The organism is Amycolatopsis sp. NPDC003865 (assembly GCF_053605345.1).
On the sequence record NZ_JBSGJA010000005.1, the window covers coordinates 206,113 to 223,794 of the forward strand.

Below are 17,682 nucleotides of genomic sequence, written 5' to 3' on the forward strand. Positions count from 1 at the left end.
CAGGCGCCGGGAGCACGTCAGAGGACGACCCTAAACCAGAGTGCCGGTGTATGTCGTCTCCTCGACACACACCGGCCTGGCGGATCTACAGAGCCGACGCCTTCCGGTACGGCAGCACCTCGTCGATGATGCCGTACGCCTTGGCCTCCTCGGCCGTCAGGATCTTGTCGCGCTCGATGTCGGCCCGGATCTGGTCCGGGTCCTTATTCGTGTGTTTGGCCAGGATGACCTCCATCTGGCGCCGCACCCGCTGGATCTCGTTCGCCTGGATCTCCAGGTCGGAGACCTGGCCGTAGGTGCCCTCGGTGGCGGGCTGGTGGATCAGCACGCGCGAGTTCGGCAGCGCGTAGCGCTTGCCCGGCGTGCCGGCCGACAGCAGCACCGCGGCGGCCGAGGCGGCCTGGCCGAGGCAGTACGTCTGGATGTCCGGGCGGACGAACTGCATGGTGTCGTAGATCGCCATCAGCGAGGTGAAGGAGCCACCCGGCGAGTTGATGTAGACCAGGATGTCGCGGTCCGGGTCCTCGTGCTCGAGGTGCAGCAGCTGGGCCATCACGTCGTTGGCCGACGCGTCGTCCACCTGCACGCCGAGGAAGATGACCCGCTCTTCGTACAGCTTGTTGTACGGGTTCGACTCCTTGACGCCGTAGCTGGTGCGCTCCACGTACGACGGCAGGATGTACCGCGACTGGGGCGTGCTCGGGGCCTGGAAGTCACCCGGGAGCCGGAAGTTGCTCATGATCGAGTCTCCTGTGTGCTTCGCGCTCAGTTCGAGCCCGGACGGGCGATGTCGGCGGTGAGGACGTGGTCCACGAACCCGTAGTCCTTCGCCTCCTGCGCGGTGAACCAGCGGTCGCGGTCCCCGTCCTTGATGATCTGCTCGACCGTCTGGCCGGTCTGGTCCGCGGTGATCCGGGCCAGCTCCTGCTTCCACTTGTTGAACAGGTCGGCCTGGATCGCGATGTCCGACGCCGTGCCGCCGACACCCGCCGACGGCTGGTGCATCAGGATGCGCGCGTGCGGCAGCGCGTAGCGCTTGCCCGGCGTGCCCGAGGAGAGCAGGAACTGCCCCATCGAGGCCGCCATGCCCATCGCGTAGGTCGCGACGTCCGGGCGGATGAGCTGCATGGTGTCGTAGATCGCGAACCCGGCGGTGACCGAACCACCCGGCGAGTTGATGTAGAAGCGGATGTCGGACTCGGCGTCGTCGGCGTCGAGCAGCAACAGCTGCGCGGTGATCCGGTTGGCGACCTCGTCGTTGACCTCGGAACCGAGGACGACGATGCGCTCCTGGAGCAACCGCTCGAACACCGAGTCGGTGAGGTTGAGCCCTGCGGTGCCGGTCCGCGCCTCGGGCGTGTGCTGCGTCACGTCTGCCTGCCTTTTCGCCGGCGGCGGCCCGGTGCTGACGGCCGCCGCTGTCGTTTCAGATGCTTGAGATCTTGTATCCGACCCTAACGAACTCGGGCGGTGCGGAATGCCCGACACCGCCCAAGTTCGCTCACAGCTTCACTCCGCCGGAGTCTTCGCCGTCTCGTCGGTGACCTGCGTCTCCTGGGTTGCCTCGTCGGCGGCCGGCTCGTCGGAGCCGAACAGCTCCGTGAGGTCCACCTCGGTGCCGGAGCCGTCGGTGACGGTCGCCTTCCGGACCACGGAGGCCAGCGCCTTGCCGCGCCGGACGTCGGCGTAGATCGCGGTCAGCTGGCCGGACTGCTGGGCGCGCTGGACGTACTCGTCCGGGCTGATCCCGAAGCGCTGGGCCTGGTAGATGATCCGCTCGGTCAGCTCGCCGTCGTTGACCGAGACCTCTTCCTTGTCGGCGATGGTGTCCAGCAGCAGCTGCGTGCGGACGGCCTTCTCCGACTCGGTGCGGGTCTCGGCGTCGAACTCCTCGAGCGTGCGGCCTTCGGCCTCGAGGGCCTGCGCGAACTGGGCCTCGTCGTGGTCGAACGGGTGGATCGCGTCGTGCTTGCGGTTCTCGATCTCGGCGTCGAGGACCTTCTCCGGGATCGGCACCTCGGTGCGCTCGAGGAGCTCGTCGAGCACCTTGTCGCGGGCCTGGACGCCCTGCTGCATCTTCTTGACGCGGCCGAGCCGCTCGCGCAGGTCGTTCTTCAGCTCTTCGATCGTGTCGAACTCGCTGGCCATCTGGGCGAACTCGTCGTCGGCCTCGGGCAGCTCGCGCTTCTTGACCGACTGGACGGTCACCGTCACCTCGGCGTCCTTGCCGGAGTGCTCCCCGGCGACGAGCTGCGTGGTGAAGGTCTTCGTCTCGCCGGCGTTCGCGCCGACGATGGCCTCGTCGATGCCGTCGACGAGCTGGCCGGAGCCGATCTCGTAGGACAGCCCGGTGGTGCTCGCCTCCTCGACGGCCTCGCCGTCGACGGTGGCGGACAGGTCGATCGAGACGAAGTCGCCGGTCTCGGCCGGGCGCTCGACGCCGGTCAGCGTGCCGAAGCGGGCGCGCAGCTCGTCGAGCTGCTCGTCGACCTCGGCGTCGGTCAGCTCGACGTCGTCGACGGTGACCGCGAAGCCGTCCAGGTCGGGCAGCTCGATCTCCGGGCGCACGTCGACCTCGGCGGTGAACTCCAGGACGTCGCGGTCCTCGAGCTTGGTCACGTCGAACTCGGGGTTGCCGAGCGTGCGGACCTCGTTCTCGCGAACGGCCTCGATGTACTTGGCCGGGATGGCCTCGTTGACGACCTCGTCGAGCACCGGGCCGCGCCCGATCCGGCTTTCCAGGACGCGAGCGGGCGCCTTGCCGGGCCGGAAGCCCGGGATGCGCACCTGCTGGGCGATCTTGCGGTAGGCGCGGTCGAAGTTCGGCTTGAGCTCGTCGAACGGCACCTCGACATTGATCTTGACTCGCGTCGGGCTCAGCTGCTCGACGGTGCTCTTCAAGGTCTTCTCCTCGAGCGGTAACGATTGTGTAGGACAATCCTGCGGAAATGGCCCCTGGTCACCTGCAGACCGGGACGTCCGAGTCTAGGCCAGCCGCCGTGGCCGCCGGGGCGGGGGCCACCTGCGGCGTCACGGCGCGAGCATCCGGCCGATCACCCAGCGCATCTGGCCGACCGCGTGCTCGGCCGAGCCGCTGGGCTGCACCAGGTGGGACAGCAGCAGCCGCATCCACGCCTCGACCGCCACCGCCCACTCCGACGCCGTCAGCCGGACGGCCGGGTAGCTGCGCGCGAAGACCGCGGCGACGGCGTCGACCGCCCGGCCCAGCACCGCCTCGGGCTGGGAGGTGAGCAGCGGGAGGAAGTCGTCGCGGCCGCCCTGCTGGGCGCCGAGCGCGATCTCCAGCAGGGGGTTCGCGCGCGCCGCTTCGAGCGTGTGCCGGAACGCCGCCGTCACGCCGTCGACCGGGTCGTCCGGGTGGGCGGCGACGTCGTCGGCCACGCGCTCGACGAAGCGGTCGGTCTCGCGCAGCATCAGCGCCTTGGCGAGCTCGGCCTTGGAGCCCAGTTCGTTGTAGACCGTCTGCCTGCTCACGCCGACCCGCGCGGCCAGCTTGCCCATCGTGACGGCGGCCCAGCCGTCGGCCTCGATGACATCGGCCACCGCGGCCAGCAGCTTCTCCCGGGTACGCGCCGGCGCCGGGTGGGTGACCGCGTTCACAGCGCGAGCTTACCCGCGGGTTGCCTCCCGCTGGCCGACACCTTTTTTCGAGCTCTGCTGTAACGTTTACAAACCCCGCTGAGTTGTCTACGGTGACTCCCGCCTGGCCAGGAGCTTCTCGACCGAGGAGACCGCTCGATGCCCGTCGCCCTCACCCAGCAGCACGGCCCTGCTGTCGTGGCGACCGGTGAGACGACCGCCCGGGGCGTGCCCGCGCCGCGGATCAGCCTGCCCGCCGTCTCGGTGCCGGTGCTCCTGCTCTTCGCCGGCGGCCTGGCGCTGGGGATCACCTCGACCTGGCTGCTGCTCGCGGGGCTCGTGCCCGCGGTGGTCACCGTGGTGCTGAACACCGTCGTCACGTTCGCCATGTACACGGTGGTGCACGAGTCGGCCCACCACTCGGCGGGCAAGCTGACCTGGGTCAACGAGGTGCTCGGCCGGCTGGCCGTCCCGTTCGTCGCGGCGTACGCGTCGTTCCCCTCGCTGCGGTTCGCCCACGGCGAGCACCACCGCCACACGAACTCGTCGGTGCCCGCCGACCCGGACGCCTGGACCTCACGCGGCCCGCGCTGGCAGCTGCCGCTGCGCTGGCTGACCCTCGACTTCGCGTACGCGCGCTGCTACGTCTCCCGGCTGCGCTCCCGGCCCACCCACGAGCTGGCCGAGACGCTGGTGGTGCTCGCCGCGGCGCTGTCGGCGGCGGTGGCGCTGGTCGCGGCCGGGCACGGCGTCGAGCTGCTGCTGGTCTACCTGGTGCCGCAGCGGGTCGGGCTGGGGCTGCTCGCGTGGTCGTTCGGGTGGCTGCCGCACCACGGCCTCCCGGCCGTGACACAGGCGGGCCGGTTCGGCACCACGCGCGTGCGCGTCGGCTCCGACTGGCTGCTCACCCCGGTGCTGCTGGCCCAGAACCTGCACCTGGTGCACCACCTGCACCCGGCCGTCCCGTTCCACCGGTACCGCCGGGTCTGGCTGGAGAACCGCGAGGCGTACCTGGCCCGCGACGTCCCGATCCGCACCGCCGGCGGCCGGGACCTGACCGCGGCGGAGTACCGGGCGGCGGCCGGTCTCGACGGCGTCCCGGAGGTGTCCGTGCCCGCACCGGCCCCGCCCCCGCTCGGGCCGAGCCGGTTCCACCGGCTGCGCGTCCGCGAGATCCGCCCGCTGACCGCGGACGCCGTCGCGATCACCTTCTACGTCCCGCCGCAGCTGGCGGAGGAGTTCCGGTTCACGCCGGGCCAGCACGTCGCGGTCCGCGCGGTCCTCGACGGGCAGCCGGTGCGCCGGACGTATTCGATCTGCGCCCCGGCGGGCGCGGGCGAGCTGCGGATCGCGGTGAAACGCCGTCCGGGCGGCGCGTTCTCCGGGTTCGCGACCACGACGCTGGCCGTGGGCGACTTCCTGGACGTGCTGCCGCCCTCGGGAGGGTTCACGCTCACACCGGACCCGTCCCGGACCGCCCACTACGTCGCACTGGCCGCGGGCAGCGGCATCACGCCGGTGCTGTCCATCGTGGTCAGCGCGCTGTCCGCGGAGCCGCACAGCCGCGCGACGTTGTTGTACGTGAACACTTCCGGCGCGACGACGCTGTTCGCGAAGGAGCTGAGCGGGCTCGCCGAGGGGTTCGGCGGGCGGCTGCACGTCGTGCACTACCGGACCGACGAGCGCGACCCGGACCTGCACGCGCACCGGCCCCGCCAGTTCGACATGCTCGGCGAAGCGCTGGCGATTTCCCACGAGCGCTACCAGCGCGGCCGCCTCGACGGGACGCGGCTGCGAGCGCTGCTGCAGAACCGCCTGCACCCGGCGAAGGTCGACGAGTGGTTCCTGTGCGGCCCGCGCGGCCTGATGGACCTCGTCCGCCGGACCCTGGCCGACGCGGACGTCCCGGAGGAGAACGTCCACTTCGAACTGTTCCGCGGCGCGGCCCCCCTGCGCGACCCGGCGGGCATCGCGGCGAAGGTGGCGGTGACACTGGGCGGCACGACGACGTGCGTGGACGCGGAAGCCGGCGAAACGGTGCTGGACGCGGCGATGCGCGCGGGGTTCGAGGTGCCGTACTCGTGCACGGGCGGGGCGTGCGGAACGTGCCGGGCGACGTTGCGGCACGGCCAGGTGGAGATGGACGTCCGCTACGCGCTGACGGAGGACGACGCCGCGGCGAACCGGATCCTGACGTGCCGGGCCCGGGCGACGACCCCGGAGGTGGCGGTCGACTACGACCGCCGCTGACCCCGGGGCCGCCGCGCCGGTCAGCCGGTCCGGGTGGGGGCGCCCGACGGCGGGGTTCCCTGCCCACCACCGGGCAGCCCGCCCCCGGGAGCGCCATCCGTCACCGAGGTCGCCGTCGCCGTGTCGCCCGATTCCGTGGCCAGCACCGTCACCGTGTCGCCCGTTGCCAAGCCCGTTGCCTGGTCCGACGTGATCGTGTACGTCTTCGAGAACCCGTCCTCGCTCTTCGCCGTCAGCGACGTCGTGCTCAGCGCCGTCACTTCGCCGGTCTGGGTGATCTTCGTGACGTAGCCGCCGTTTCCGTCCGATGACACGTACTCGCCGTGCAGGGCCGAACCCAAGCCGCCCTGCATGCCGGCCGGGCCGGCCGGCATTCCGCCCGGGCCCGTGGTGGAAGCCGTCGACGACGATGCCGCCCAGATCGCCGCTCCCCCGCCGGCCACGATGGCGACCGCGACGGCTCCCGCCGCGATCTTCTTGCCCGGCGACCAAGCCGGCCGTGGCGGGGTGCCCGGTGCGGGCGCCGCGCCCCACGTCTGGTCCGGAGTGGACGGTGCCTGCGGTGTGGTCATGGTGCTGCTCCTTAACGAGGTGTGCGCTCCACCCTGCGGCCGCCGGCTGTGTGCGGACTGTGCCCGCCGTCAGCCGTTCCTGTGACCGGAGGAACCGGACTTCCGCGACAGGCCGGTCACCGCACAGCCGCCTCACAGGCAGCACACAACCCGCACACACGGCGCGGACGGACGCTTTACCCATGGCCGCGCGAACCGTTGCACCGCACCCCCGCCGGGGGCGCCTTTCGCTGCGCGCGAAGCTGACCGGCTCGATGGTCGTGCTGCTCACCGTGGTGTGCCTGATCGTCGGCGTCGTCAGCGAGCTCGCGCTCGACCTCTTCCTCACCCGCCAGATCGACCAGCAGCTCTCCGCCGCGGCGACGCGTTCCCTGGTCTTCGCGAGCAACGCCGGCCCTCAGAACGGCGGCCCGCAGCCCAGCGACCAGGGCCAGCACCCGCTCGGGCAGAACGTCGGCACGGTGAGCGGCACCTTCGACGGCCGGCGGCTCGTCCACGACGACAGCATCTCCGAACACGGCTCCCGGCTGAACCTCACCGCCGCCCAGCAGGCCGTGCTGCTCTCCGTGCCCACCGACGGCAAGCCGCACACCGTGTCCTTCGACGACCTCGGCGAGTACCGGCTGATGGCCCTGCCGGTCACCGGCACGTCCGAGGTCGTCGTCACCGGCCTGCCGATGAAGCCGGTCAACGAAACGCTGCTCACCGTCGCACTCATCCTCTTCGGCGTCGCCGCGGCCGGCGTGCTCGGCGCCGCCTTCCTCGGCGCGTTCGCGGTCCGCCGCACGCTGCGGCCGCTCGACCGCGTCGCCGCCACCGCCGGCCGCGTCACCGAACTGCCGCTCGACCGCGGCCAGGTGGCGCTGTCGATCCGCGTGCCCGAAGCCGACACCGACCCGCGGACCGAGGTCGGCCAGGTCGGCTCGGCGCTGAACCTGATGCTCGGCCACGTCGCGCAGGCCCTCGAAGCGCGGCACGACAGCGAACTGCGCGTCCGCCAGTTCGTCGCCGACGCCAGCCACGAGCTGCGGACGCCGCTGGCCGCGATCCGCGGGTACGCCGAACTGGCCGCCCGCGGCAGCTCGCTGGTGCCGCCCGACGTCGCGCACTCGATGGGGCGGATCCAGTCCGAAGCCGTCCGGATGAGCGCGCTCGTCGAAGACCTCCTGCTGCTCGCCCGGCTCGACGCGGGGCGCCCGCTCGACGTGCGCGAAGTCGACCTCACCCGGCTGGTCGCCGACGCCGTCGGCGACGCCCAGGTCGCCGGGCGCGACCACCGGTGGCTGCTGGAGCTCCCCGCGGGCCCGGTGCTCGCGCTCGGCGACGTCCAGCGGCTGCACCAGGTACTGGCGAACCTGCTGGCCAACGCCCGCACGCACACCCCGCCCGGCACCACGGTCGCGACGTCGCTCGCCCGCTCGGCCGACGGCAGCGCGGTGATCACCGTGACCGACAACGGTCCCGGCATCGCGCCGGACCTGCTCCCGGACGTCTTCGAACGCTTCGCCCGCGGCGACTCGTCACGCTCCCGCACGGCGGGCAGCACCGGGCTCGGGCTGGCGATCGCGTGCGCCGTCGTCCTCGCCCACCACGGCACGATCGAGGTGCACAGCCGCCCCGGCCGGACGGAGTTCGCGGTGCGCCTGCCCGTGGCCGTGCCCGCACAGCGGGTGCACAGCATCGGCACAAGCCGCCCCCAGCTGGAGACCGGAAGCTGATCTCATGACCGCTCTCGCGTCACGCGAACCTGTTATGACTCCTCCAGTTCCAGCCCGCCGTACCTGGCACCGGCCGGCGCTCGCCGTGCTCCTGCTCGGCACCGCCGCGCTGTACCTGTGGGGTCTCGGCGCCTCCGGCTGGGCCAACGCCTTCTACTCCGCCGCCGCGCAAGCCGGTTCGCAGAGCTGGAAGGCGCTGTTCTTCGGGTCGAGCGACGCGGCGAACGCGATCACCGTGGACAAGACCCCGGCCGCGCTCTGGGTGATGGGCCTGTCGACGCGGCTGTTCGGCGTCAACGCGTGGAGCATCCTCGTTCCGCAGGCGCTGATGGGCGTCGGCTCGGTGTGGCTGCTGCACGCGACGGTGAAGCGGACCTCCGGCCCCGCCGCCGGGCTCGTCGCGGGCCTGGTGCTCGCGCTGACTCCCGCGGCCGCGCTGATGTTCCGGTTCAACAACCCCGACGCGCTGCTCGTGCTCCTCCTGGTCGCCGGCGCGTACTGCGTCGTCCGCGCGCTGGAGAAGGCGAGCCCGATGTGGCTCGCGCTGGCCGGTGTCGCGGTCGGGTTCGGCTTCCTGGCGAAGATGCTGCAGGCGTTCCTCGTGCTGCCCGCGTTCGCGGCGGCGTACCTCGTCGCGGCGCCGGTGCCGCTCGGCAAGCGGCTGCTGCACCTGCTCGGCGCGTTCGCGGCGACCGTGGCCGCGGCGGGCTGGTACCTCGTCGTCGTCGCGCTGTGGCCGGCCGCGGACCGGCCGTACATCGGCGGATCGCAGACGAACTCGTTGTGGGAACTGGTTTTCGGCTACAACGGCTTCGGCCGCCTCACCGGCGACGAGGTCGGCAGCGTCGGCGGCGGGGCCGGGAGAGGCTGGGGCTCGACCGGCCTGACGCGCCTGTTCGGCAGCGAGATGGCGGGCGGGATCGCGTGGCTGATCCCGGCGGCCGTGCTCGCCTTCGGCGCGGGCCTGTGGTTCACCCGCCGCGCCCCGCGCACCGACCGCTCGCGGGCGGCCCTGCTGCTGTGGGGCGGCTGGCTGCTGGTGACGGCGCTGGTGTTCAGCTACATGGGCGGGATCATCCACCCGTACTACACGGTCGCGCTGGCCCCGGCGATCGCGGCGCTGGTCGGCACGGCGGCGGTCCAGCTGTGGCTGCTGCGCTCCCGTCCGGTGGCGTCCGGCCTGCTCAGCGGTGGCGTGGCGCTGACCGCGGTGACGACGTACCTGCTGCTGTCCGGCTCGTCGTGGCAGCCGTGGCCGGCCCCGGCGGCGCTGGTCGGCGGGCTGCTGGCGGCGGTGACGCTGTTCTTCGCGGCCCACCTGACGCGCTGGGCGGCCACCCTGGTGGCCGGCTTCGCACTGGTCGTCCTGCTCGCCGGCAGCGGCGCGTACACGCTGGCCACAGCGGCGACGACGCACGAAGGAGCGATCCCGTCGGCCGGTCCTTCGTCGGGCTTCGGCTCTCGCGGTGGGCCGGGCGGCGGCTTCGGCGGCGGCCCGGGTTCGCTGCTGTCCACGACGATGCCGGGCGCGTCACTGACGGCGTTGCTGCGGCAGGACGCGTCGAAGTACACGTGGACGGCGGCGACGGTCCTCTCGAACGCGGCGGCCGGCTACCAGCTGGCCGGTGGCGCCCCGGTCATGGCGGTCGGCGGTTTCAACGGAACGGACCCGTACCCGACGCTGGCACAGTTCCAGCAGTACGTCGCGAGCGGACGGATCCACTACTTCCTCGGCGAGGGCATGACGATGCGGGGCTCCACCGGATCGGACGCGGCGCAGGAGATCGCCGAATGGGTGGCCTCGACGTACCAGTCGTCCACGGTGGACGGCGTAACGGTCTACGACCTCACGGCGGCCTCCTGACGGGGAAACCGACGAAAGCAGGGTGAGTGCCGCGCGACCTGGTCAACTCCGGGCCGCCTCCTGCACTATGGGAAGTACCCGGAGGACGGAGGCTTCTGCAGATGACCGAGCCCAACGTAGGGCGGGCCCGCTCCGCAGACCTGTTTCCGTTCGCCGCGGCCCTCGGCGACGGCGGATTCCTCATCGATCGCCTGATCCGCCAGCGGAACGGCCAGGGCGTGCTGTTCTTCGCCTGGCTGGGCGCCCGCCCGGCCGGCGCGGTCTACCTGTGGCTGGAAGAGGCCGAAGAGCCACCGATCCGCCGGCACCTGCCGGGCGTCGCGCTGCTCACCCACCTGCAGGTGCACCCCGAACTGCGCAACCGCGGCGTCGGCGCGGCGCTCGTCGGCGCGGTGGAGCAGCACCTGACCGGCCTGGGCCACGAGAGGGTCGCGCTGGCGGTCCGCACGGACAACCCGGCCGCGGCCCGGCTGTACGACCGTCTCGGCTACCGGGACTGGGGCCACGGCACCGTCATCTGCTACGCGCAGCTGACCCTGCCGGACGGCACTGTCCTGCAGGTGCCCGAGCGCTGCCACGTGCTGGTCAAGGACCTCACGGTGGTCACGCCGGAACCGCGCGGTGAGCCCAGGATCGGCGTCTCAAGCCGGTACTGACCGGCGCGAGGGCGCCATGCCGAGGGCGGCCATCGCGCCGTCGATCCCCAGGCCGCCGCGGTGTTCGCGGCGGAGTTCACGGATGTGCTTGCGCCAGCGCACGCAGTCGTTCTGCCACGCCCGCAGGTAGCGGACGCACAGCTCCGGGGTGATCAGGTGGCTGCGCCCGATCGAGGCCTTGAGCGCCGCGACCATCCGCGCTTGCTGCGCGGGTTCGATGTCGGAGGCGAGCACTCGCTCGATGGTCGTGCTGATGATCCGGCGCCGCTCGGGCAGGAACTCGGCCCAGTACTTTTCCTCGGCGTGCGCCAGCCCCAGGCCGTTGTCGAGGAGGCCGAACACGCCTTCGGCGAGGGTGTCGCCCAGCTCCTCGCCCCGGGCCCGCCGGGGGTCGTTGTAGGGGTCGTAGTCGTACTGCCACGCGGTACCGACGACCGCGGACGGCCGCAGCCGCAACCCGTCCAGCAGGAAGAACCAGTCTTCGTTGTAGATGTTCGGGAAGAACGAGGAGAACGCGGCCTTGCCGACCACGAGCGCGCCGCCTCCGATGAACGTGTCCTGGACGCCACCGGTGTCCCGCACCGCGTGGCAGACCACCGAGTTGTCCGGCATCCCCACGTTCGCGAGCCCGACGACCGGGTGGTTCGCGAGCAGGCCCGCGGCCGCCTCGAGATCGCGCGGCCGCGGCAGCACGATGTCGTCGTCGAGGAACGCGATCCGCTCCCAGCCGACGAGGCTGGCCACGAGCAGGCCGAGGTTCCGCTTCAGGCTCGTGTCGACGGGCCGGTTGAACTTCCCGAACCGGAGGAGCTGGTCGGTGGCGAACCGGGGCACGACCCCGTCGGGCAGGAGGTCGACGTCGACGGCCGTCGCCTGCACCCCCTGCCGCTTGGCGGCCAGCGCCGCGTTCGAGGCGTCGGCTCGCATGCTGCACAGGAGCAGCAGGTGGGCGTCCAGGAGACGGGCCGCTTGGATGGCCTCTTTGAGGTAGGCCGCCGGACGGCCGTTGGGGACGACGATCGCGTCCAGCGACCCTCTCGGGGCGTCGGCCGAGGCGAAGTGGGCCAGCAGGTCCTGGTGCGATCGGTGCTGTTGCGCGTTCACCCGGCCGCCTCGGGCCACTCGTGGAGCCGGTTCTCTTCGATCGTCCAGTCGGGAGTCAGGCCGTTGCCGTCGAGCACCAGGACCCGGCTGATGATGCTGAAGGACCTCGCGTCGCCGAACCGCTCCCGCACGTAGGCGGTGTTCCGGTCCCGGAACCGGCCGTCCGTCAGCGCTCGCACCGCACCCAGCGTTCCTCGACCGTACATACCATTGCACACGGTCACAGTGCGCTTCCGGTTGAACGGAGATACGCCCCGGTAGAAGTGCGCGACGTCTTCGAGCAGATGCTCAGCGGCGTCGAGGCGCGGCTCGATCAGCTTCGACCGGCCGTTCTCCCGGACCCGGAAGCCGCCGTGCTCGGCGTTGTCGGCCCGGCCGACCTGCTCCACCGGCAGGTCCACCCGCTCGATCACGTCCTTCGTCACGCTGTTGAAGTCGACCCCGCCGAGCAGGACCAGGTGGCTGGTGTAGTCGTCCGGCTCGAGCGCGTCGCTGGTGCGGAAGGTGACCGGGTTCTCGGGGTTGCGCGCCCGGATGTGGCCGAACAGCTCGATCAGCGCGTCGGGGTCGGCGTAGGTGTACAGCGAAACGAAGTCGGGGCTCTCCGGGTCCGCGTAGTCGAGGTTCCGGCGGTACTTCTCCGGGAGCTGGGCGCAAACGATCGTGATCCGCTGGTCCTCCTCGAAGGTCCAGAGGTCGGCCGGCCCGTCCTCCTCGAGGGGATCATTGCCTTCCCGCAGCCACAGCAGCTCGTGCAGCAGCTTGCTGCGCAGGTCCTGCTCGTCGTCCGTCAGTTCTTCGAGCGGGAGGACTTCCAGGTTGTCCCCGCGCAACGAGCGGCGGGTGGCGAACAGCGTCGCGTACGCCTCCAGCCGCCGGACCGGCGGGCGGACGGGCTTGTCGGCGTTCTCCCACGACGAGATCAGCGAGATACTGAGCTTGCCAAGCGCCTGGGCCAGCTGCCCCTGGGTGAGCCCGGCGTCCGGCCACTGCTCCTCGCGCAACGCCTTCAGACGGCGAGCGAGCGCACGCGGCGCGACTGAGGACACGACCTCCGCCACCCTTCAGTAAATTTCAGTAGTGCGGAAAGTGGCCTGATAGTACTCCTCGCACCTAAAGCCGCGATCGGCAACCCGCGGATACGAGGACTGAAACGTTACGTCGGGCCAAACCTCCGCACAGCAAACGGGTAACACCGGTTCATCCAGGTTGTTCCAGGGTACTCCACCCGTTACAGTGAACTTGACTGAACTTCAGTTCATACCTGAAGGCAGGAGCGGGCCAATGAGTACTCCAGCGGACATACCCCGGCACCGGGCCATCGTGGCGGTCGACATCGAGGGGTCGACCAAACACCCGAACTCGGTGCGAGCCCTGCTCCGGAACGTCCTCTACCAGCTGCTCGAAGAGTCCTTCACGATCGCCGGGATCGGCCGCAAGCACCGGGACGCCTTCGTCGACCGGGGCGACGGTGCGCTCTGCCTCGTCCGGCCCTTCGACCAGGTGCCCAAGACGCTGCTGCTCGCCACCTTCGTCCCGGCGCTCGCCGATCTGCTCGACAAGCACGCCCGCAACCTCCCGGACCTCGCCTTCCGGCTCCGCGTGGCCGTGCACGCCGGTGAAGTGCACCGCGACAACCGCGGGCCCTACGGGGAGGACGTCGACATCGCCTGCCGGCTGGTCGACGCCCCCGAGCTGAAGCGGCGGCTGAGGGAAACCACCGCGCCGCTCGCGCTCGCCATCTCGCAGGAGATCCACCGCTCGGTCGTGCGGCACGGCTACCCCGGCATCGACCACACGGCGTTCACCCAGTCCGTCCACATCAAGCTCGGTGAAGAACGGCTTCGCGGCTGGCTGTACACGCCCGAAGCCGGTGTGCCGGAGGAAGGGCTGACCGCGTAGGGACCGGAAACGAGGTGGGGATGTGGAACCGACGGGATTCTGGGCCGACCTCGGCCCCGCCGATCGCCGGGTGCTGGCGGAGTCCGCCACGCGGCGCGCCTATCCGCGCGGTGGCACGCTCTGCCGGGAAGGCGACCGGTCCAGCGTCGTGCTGGTGCTGCTGAGCGGGCACGTGCGGATCGTGCACGGGACGCCGGACGGGCGCGAGGTCGTCGCCGGGGTGCGCGGCGCGGGGGACGTCATCGGCGAGCTGGCCGCGATCGACGCGCAGCCGCGCTCGGCGACCGTCGAAGCGCTCGACGACGTCGAGGTGCTGGAAGTCCCCGGCGAGCGGTTCGCCTCGCTGTGCCGGACGCGGTCGCGGATCTCCTGGGCGCTGCTGGTGGTGCTGTCGACGCGGCTGCGGTCGGTCGGCAGGCAGTGGCTCGAACTCGGCGGCGGCGCCGCGATCCGGCGGGTGGCCGCGCAGCTGATGCAGCTGGCCGTCCAGCACGGCGTGCCGCGCGGCGGGGACATCGAGATCGCGGTCCCGGCCACGCAGGCGGAACTGGCGATGACCGCGGCGATCTCCCGCGAGTCCTGGGCGCGGGTGACGCGCGACCTGCGGCGTCAAGGCGTCATCAGCACCGGCAGAAGACAGGTGACGATCCACCGCATGGGCGAACTTCGGCGGCTGGCGAGCTGAATCCCGCCTTCTGTGTCAGCTGACACAGAGACCGCGGCGACCCGGAGGTTTCCTGGATCCACGGGCAGAGGAGGGCACTCTCATGGACCCCTACACCACCCCACCGCGCCGCAGCCGCTGGCGCCGGGGCGTCTACGCGGCCGGGCTCGTCATCCCGTTCACCGCGTCCCAGCTGTGGGCGCTGCTGGTGCTGCTGCGACTCGCGCCGCTCGACGGGCTCGTCGGCCAGGCGTTCGCGCTGATCCTGCTGGGTTCCGTCGTCGCGATCTGGGCGGCGTGGCGCTGGACCTGGCAGCTCGGCCGCGACCGCGACCGCAGGCCCGAGCCCGCCCCGAAGACCCGGATCCCGACATGACGTCCGGGCTCGCGATCGTCGCGGCCCTCGTGCTCGGCATCGCCGCCGGACGTCTCTCGCGCCACCTCGGCGGCCTCCTTCGCCGCCGGTTCACCGGAAGGAGCACGGAAATGACCAGCAGGCAAGCGTCGTTCCCCACCCGGCTCTACCACTGGCGGTGGGAGATCCTGGCGGTGACGCTGCTGCCCTACGCCCTGGTGACGTTCGCGCTGTGGGCGGGCGCGCTCTGGACGACGGCGGTCTTCGCCGTCGTGCTCGGCCTGGCCCTGCTGCGCCGCCGGCGGGTGCGGGACCGGATCAGCGCGATCCGGGTGCAGCACCGCCTGCGGGCGGCGTTCCCGTTGCTGCGCCTGCCCGGCGGCCGCCGTCCGGCGATCCTGTGGTCGCGCCCCCGCGGCGGCGACATCGTGGTGTCGCTGTTCGGCCGCGAGGCGTTCGAGCACCTGCACCGCCACCGGGCGGTCCTGGCGGCGGCGTGCGCGGTCCCGCAGGTGTACGTCGACCGCCACCCGAAGTACGCGAGCCTGGTGACGCTGACCATCAGCCCGACCGAGGCCCCGCGCGAGCGGTCGGTCCTGCCGAGCAACGTCGTTCCGCTGCGGGCGCACAGCTAGCGGCCGAGCACCTCGGTGAGCAACGCCGCCAGCTCGCCGCCGTGCCACGAACTGGCCGAGAACCGCTCCTGGGCGATCCCGTCCCACGGAGCGGTTCCCTTCGTGATCCGGGTGTCCGCGGTGAGGGTCCCGATCTCCTGGGCCGCGATGCCTTCTTCGTCCAGCTTCTTCCCGACCAGCCCGACGTCCTGCGCCGGCACCGCGACGACCAACCCCCAGTCGCCCCAGGTCTGGGCGAGGTCGAACGGCCGCACGCCGCACTGGGCGGCGACCTCGGCCACGGGTTTGTCGAGCACGAACTCGTCGGCGACGGTCGCGCCGAGGCCGTTGGCCTCGCACAGCGTGCGGACCGTGGCGAACAGGCCGTCGGAAACGTCCATCGCCGCCCGCGCGTGCCCCGCGGCGGCCAGCAGTTTCCCCGCCTCGAGCTGGGCCATCGGACGGCAGGCGCGGTCCCAGATCTCGTCGCGGGCCGGCGCCGGGAGCGTCGCCCGCCCGGTCTCCAGCAACGCCGCGGCCCACAGGTACCCGGCGGAACCGACGAGCAGCAGGCGGTCCCCGGCTTTCGCCCCGGACCGCCGGAGCCTGCTGCCCGGAGCGCACCGCCCGATCGCCGTCGCGGTCAGCTGGACGGCGCCGTCCCGGATGTCCCCGCCCGCGACCCTGGTGCCGTGCGCCGCACAGCAGTCGTCCACGCCGTCGAGCAGCCGCTCGAACTCGCGCACGGTGGTCGTCTTGGGCAGCGTGTAGCTGACGAGGAGTCCCAGCGGTTCGGCGCCGGCCGCCGCGAGGTCGGACAGGTTGATCGTCGCCAGCAGCCAGCCCGCGTGGTAGAGGTCCGGCTCGCGCAGGAGGTTCACCACCGGCGCCGGGCAGCTGTCGGTGGTGGCGACCAGCTCGCTCGGCGTCGTCACCGTGCCGAGCAGGGCGCTGTCGTCGCCGAAGCCTTCGACCCCGCCGTAGCGCGGTCGCAGGACGCGTTCTTGGATCAGCTGTTCCCCCAGGTCGCCGAGGGTTTCAGTGCTGCCGGACATGATCCGCCAATCGGGACGCGACGACCGTGTGGTCGTTCGAGTAGTTGTGCGGCATGGCGCCGTACGGCCGCTCGCTCCCGGTCGAAGCGAACAGCATCAAGTTGCAGATCCGGGTGCCGGGATACAACAGCACCGGGTGCCGCAGGTGGTTGACGATCTCCAGGGTCAGCACGGCACCGGTGTCGCGGCCGAACCCGGGGCTGACCTGGCCGCACAGCACCACGCCGATGCCGAGGCGCGCGTAGTCGCTGGTGCCGTCGACGAGACCGGCCAGGTGTTCGGACAGGCCGATCTTCTCCAGCGTCGGCGCGAGCACGACCTCGCCCGGTTCGACGGTCAGCCGCCCGCTCGCGTCCAGTGCCTTCGGGACGAGTTCGGGGTGGGTCGCCCGGTCTGCGACGTCGACCGGCCCGCGCGTCACGAGGGAGAACGCTTCGCGGCCGAGCCGGAGGCTGAGCGCGGCCGGCCGCACCAGCGCCGCGTCGAACGGGTCGACCCGCAGCTGCCCGGTCTCGTACGCCCGCCGGATCGCCCGGTCGGTGAGGACGCCGGGCTGGTCGGGCCGCACGGGCCTCATGGTGCGACCCCGCTGTCGAGCTTCGCCAGTACGGCGGTCACGAGTTCCTCGAAGTCCGCTGGGGTGAGGTCGAAGTTCGGCTGGTCGTCGCTTTCCCCCGGTTCGCAGTAGACGACCGTGGTGGAGGTCCGGCGGGGTCCCTGGACCACGACGGTCGCGGTGAGCCCGGCGTCGACCGGCCGTACCGTGTGGACGATCGAGGTGTCGCAGGTGTAGACGTCGCCGCCTTGGACGTGCGGCGACGCGCGGCGCTTGAGGCGGACTTCGCCGTCGGCGACCAGGGCCGCGGGGTTCGCCGGGTCGGCGCCGTAGCGGTAGCGCCGGAACGGCTTGCCGCCCTCGGCGGTCTCGGCGAACTCGACCATGTGCATGCCGGTGCCGGTCAGCACGTGGGAGGCGAACTCCCAGCGGTGGCTGTGCGGGTTCGACTCGCCGCGGGAGACCGTGTCGCTGCTCGGCCAGACGTGCAGGCGGACGCGGAACTCCGGCTCGATGCCGGCGTGCAGGACGATCTTCGCGAAACCGTTGGGGTGCCAGTAAGAGCGTTTCGCGACTTCGGCGGTCGCGGCGGGGTCGCCGGCGAGGTCGCGCAGCCACGCCGCGAAGGCGGGGCGGTGGGCGCGGACGTACGCGGCCGCCGCTTCGAGCCGGGCGAGGCCGGGGTGGGAACCGTTGCCGCGCAACGCTTCCGCCAGCTGCCGCGGGAACGGGTGATCGCCGTTGCCCACCAGGGGGGTCGTGCTCATCGCGG

Annotated in this window: 18 protein-coding genes; 8 read left to right on the forward strand and 10 right to left on the reverse strand. The window is 71.8% G+C overall.

The features are described from left to right. Positions 1-85: 85 nt before the first annotated feature. From ACWEVP_RS15090 to ACWEVP_RS15105, 4 genes are all read right to left on the reverse strand, one after another. Positions 86-739, reverse strand: a complete 654-nt coding sequence (locus ACWEVP_RS15090; protein ID WP_364455899.1) for an ATP-dependent Clp protease proteolytic subunit — start codon at positions 737-739, stop codon at positions 86-88. 26 nt (positions 740-765) lie between these two features. Then, a complete protein-coding gene (locus tag ACWEVP_RS15095; RefSeq protein WP_364455898.1) occupies positions 766-1,371 on the reverse strand; it encodes a ClpP family protease in 606 nt (201 codons plus the stop codon). A 138-nt stretch (positions 1,372-1,509) separates the two neighbouring features. Further along, complete coding sequence (gene tig, locus ACWEVP_RS15100) at positions 1,510-2,901, reverse strand: trigger factor (protein WP_452063126.1); 1,392 nt, start codon at positions 2,899-2,901, stop codon at positions 1,510-1,512. Positions 2,902-3,030: 129 nt separating this feature from the next. Further along, a complete protein-coding gene (locus ACWEVP_RS15105; protein ID WP_452063127.1) occupies positions 3,031-3,621 on the reverse strand; it encodes a TetR/AcrR family transcriptional regulator in 591 nt (196 codons plus the stop codon). A 138-nt stretch (positions 3,622-3,759) separates the two neighbouring features. Between ACWEVP_RS15105 and ACWEVP_RS15110 the strand changes: the two genes are divergently transcribed. Continuing rightward, a complete protein-coding gene (locus tag ACWEVP_RS15110; protein ID WP_452063128.1) occupies positions 3,760-5,850 on the forward strand; it encodes a fatty acid desaturase in 2,091 nt (696 codons plus the stop codon). A 20-nt stretch (positions 5,851-5,870) separates the two neighbouring features. Here ACWEVP_RS15110 and ACWEVP_RS15115 read toward each other — a convergent pair whose 3' ends face one another. After that, complete coding sequence (locus ACWEVP_RS15115) at positions 5,871-6,422, reverse strand: hypothetical protein (RefSeq protein WP_452063129.1); 552 nt, start codon at positions 6,420-6,422, stop codon at positions 5,871-5,873. A 182-nt stretch (positions 6,423-6,604) separates the two neighbouring features. Here ACWEVP_RS15115 and ACWEVP_RS15120 point away from each other — a divergent pair, with 182 nt between their 5' ends. The 3 genes from ACWEVP_RS15120 (at position 6,605) to ACWEVP_RS15130 (ending at position 10,660) form a co-directional block, all read left to right on the forward strand. Further along, positions 6,605-8,140 (forward strand): sensor histidine kinase, encoded by a 1,536-nt coding sequence (locus tag ACWEVP_RS15120; protein ID WP_452063130.1) that lies wholly within the window; start codon positions 6,605-6,607, stop codon positions 8,138-8,140. A gap of 34 nt (positions 8,141-8,174) precedes the next feature. Continuing rightward, on the forward strand, positions 8,175-10,004 hold the full coding sequence (locus ACWEVP_RS15125; RefSeq protein WP_452063131.1) for a glycosyltransferase family 39 protein: 1,830 nt from the start codon (positions 8,175-8,177) through the stop codon (positions 10,002-10,004). A gap of 101 nt (positions 10,005-10,105) precedes the next feature. Next, the gene (locus ACWEVP_RS15130) at positions 10,106-10,660 is read left to right on the forward strand and encodes a GNAT family N-acetyltransferase (protein ID WP_452063132.1); all 555 of its coding nucleotides are present in this window, start codon (positions 10,106-10,108) and stop codon (positions 10,658-10,660) included. On the opposite strand, the gene ACWEVP_RS15135 is transcribed toward ACWEVP_RS15130, so the two are convergent. Together ACWEVP_RS15135 and ACWEVP_RS15140 are read right to left on the reverse strand one after the other, a co-directional pair. Further along, the gene (locus ACWEVP_RS15135; RefSeq protein ID WP_452063133.1) at positions 10,646-11,764 is read right to left on the reverse strand and encodes a hypothetical protein; all 1,119 of its coding nucleotides are present in this window, start codon (positions 11,762-11,764) and stop codon (positions 10,646-10,648) included. The genes ACWEVP_RS15130 and ACWEVP_RS15135 overlap by 15 nt on opposite strands. Beyond that, a complete protein-coding gene (locus ACWEVP_RS15140) occupies positions 11,761-12,813 on the reverse strand; it encodes a helix-turn-helix domain-containing protein (RefSeq protein WP_452063134.1) in 1,053 nt (350 codons plus the stop codon). Before ACWEVP_RS15140 ends, ACWEVP_RS15135 begins: the two co-directional genes overlap by 4 nt. A 235-nt stretch (positions 12,814-13,048) precedes the next feature. On the opposite strand from ACWEVP_RS15140, the gene ACWEVP_RS15145 reads away from it, so the two are divergent. The 4 genes from ACWEVP_RS15145 to ACWEVP_RS15160 all read left to right on the forward strand — a co-directional run bounded on the left by ACWEVP_RS15145 (position 13,049) and on the right by ACWEVP_RS15160 (position 15,320). Continuing rightward, positions 13,049-13,666, forward strand: a complete 618-nt coding sequence (locus tag ACWEVP_RS15145; RefSeq protein ID WP_452063135.1) for a hypothetical protein — start codon at positions 13,049-13,051, stop codon at positions 13,664-13,666. Positions 13,667-13,688: 22 nt separating this feature from the next. Further along, positions 13,689-14,351: a Crp/Fnr family transcriptional regulator gene (locus tag ACWEVP_RS15150; RefSeq protein WP_452063136.1), complete on the forward strand. Its 663-nt coding sequence runs from the start codon at positions 13,689-13,691 to the stop codon at positions 14,349-14,351. Positions 14,352-14,433: 82 nt separating this feature from the next. Then, positions 14,434-14,706 (forward strand): hypothetical protein, encoded by a 273-nt coding sequence (locus ACWEVP_RS15155; RefSeq protein ID WP_452063137.1) that lies wholly within the window; start codon positions 14,434-14,436, stop codon positions 14,704-14,706. Beyond that, positions 14,703-15,320: a hypothetical protein gene (locus ACWEVP_RS15160; protein WP_452063138.1), complete on the forward strand. Its 618-nt coding sequence runs from the start codon at positions 14,703-14,705 to the stop codon at positions 15,318-15,320. The genes ACWEVP_RS15155 and ACWEVP_RS15160 overlap by 4 nt, the downstream gene beginning before the upstream one ends. Here the strand turns inward: ACWEVP_RS15160 and ACWEVP_RS15165 are convergent. Genes ACWEVP_RS15165 through ACWEVP_RS15175 form a run of 3 tightly spaced genes read right to left on the reverse strand, consistent with a single transcriptional unit; the run spans position 15,317 to position 17,677 of the window. Further along, entirely contained in the window at positions 15,317-16,354 is a 1,038-nt protein-coding gene (locus ACWEVP_RS15165; RefSeq protein WP_452063139.1) for a thiamine-phosphate kinase, read from the reverse strand. The genes ACWEVP_RS15160 and ACWEVP_RS15165 overlap by 4 nt on opposite strands. Further along, positions 16,338-16,922: a dCTP deaminase gene (gene dcd, locus ACWEVP_RS15170; RefSeq protein WP_452063140.1), complete on the reverse strand. Its 585-nt coding sequence runs from the start codon at positions 16,920-16,922 to the stop codon at positions 16,338-16,340. Before dcd ends, ACWEVP_RS15165 begins: the two co-directional genes overlap by 17 nt. A gap of 5 nt (positions 16,923-16,927) precedes the next feature. Further along, positions 16,928-17,677, reverse strand: coding sequence for a hypothetical protein (locus tag ACWEVP_RS15175; RefSeq protein WP_452063141.1), 750 nt, complete (start codon positions 17,675-17,677; stop codon positions 16,928-16,930). Positions 17,678-17,682: the final 5 nt, after the last annotated feature.

Coding starts and splice junctions, on each gene's coding strand:
- ACWEVP_RS15115 (WP_452063129.1), bottom strand. CDS start 6,422: ATGACCACACCGCAGGCACCGTCCACTCCGGACCAGACGTGGGGCGCG.
- ACWEVP_RS15125 (WP_452063131.1), top strand. CDS start 8,175: ATGACTCCTCCAGTTCCAGCCCGCCGTACCTGGCACCGGCCGGCGCTC.
- ACWEVP_RS15120 (WP_452063130.1), top strand. CDS start 6,605: ATGGCCGCGCGAACCGTTGCACCGCACCCCCGCCGGGGGCGCCTTTCG.
- ACWEVP_RS15175 (WP_452063141.1), bottom strand. CDS start 17,677: ATGAGCACGACCCCCCTGGTGGGCAACGGCGATCACCCGTTCCCGCGG.
- ACWEVP_RS15130 (WP_452063132.1), top strand. CDS start 10,106: ATGACCGAGCCCAACGTAGGGCGGGCCCGCTCCGCAGACCTGTTTCCG.
- ACWEVP_RS15165 (WP_452063139.1), bottom strand. CDS start 16,354: ATGTCCGGCAGCACTGAAACCCTCGGCGACCTGGGGGAACAGCTGATC.
- ACWEVP_RS15090 (WP_364455899.1), bottom strand. CDS start 739: ATGAGCAACTTCCGGCTCCCGGGTGACTTCCAGGCCCCGAGCACGCCC.
- ACWEVP_RS15110 (WP_452063128.1), top strand. CDS start 3,760: ATGCCCGTCGCCCTCACCCAGCAGCACGGCCCTGCTGTCGTGGCGACC.
- ACWEVP_RS15145 (WP_452063135.1), top strand. CDS start 13,049: ATGAGTACTCCAGCGGACATACCCCGGCACCGGGCCATCGTGGCGGTC.
- ACWEVP_RS15155 (WP_452063137.1), top strand. CDS start 14,434: ATGGACCCCTACACCACCCCACCGCGCCGCAGCCGCTGGCGCCGGGGC.
- ACWEVP_RS15160 (WP_452063138.1), top strand. CDS start 14,703: ATGACGTCCGGGCTCGCGATCGTCGCGGCCCTCGTGCTCGGCATCGCC.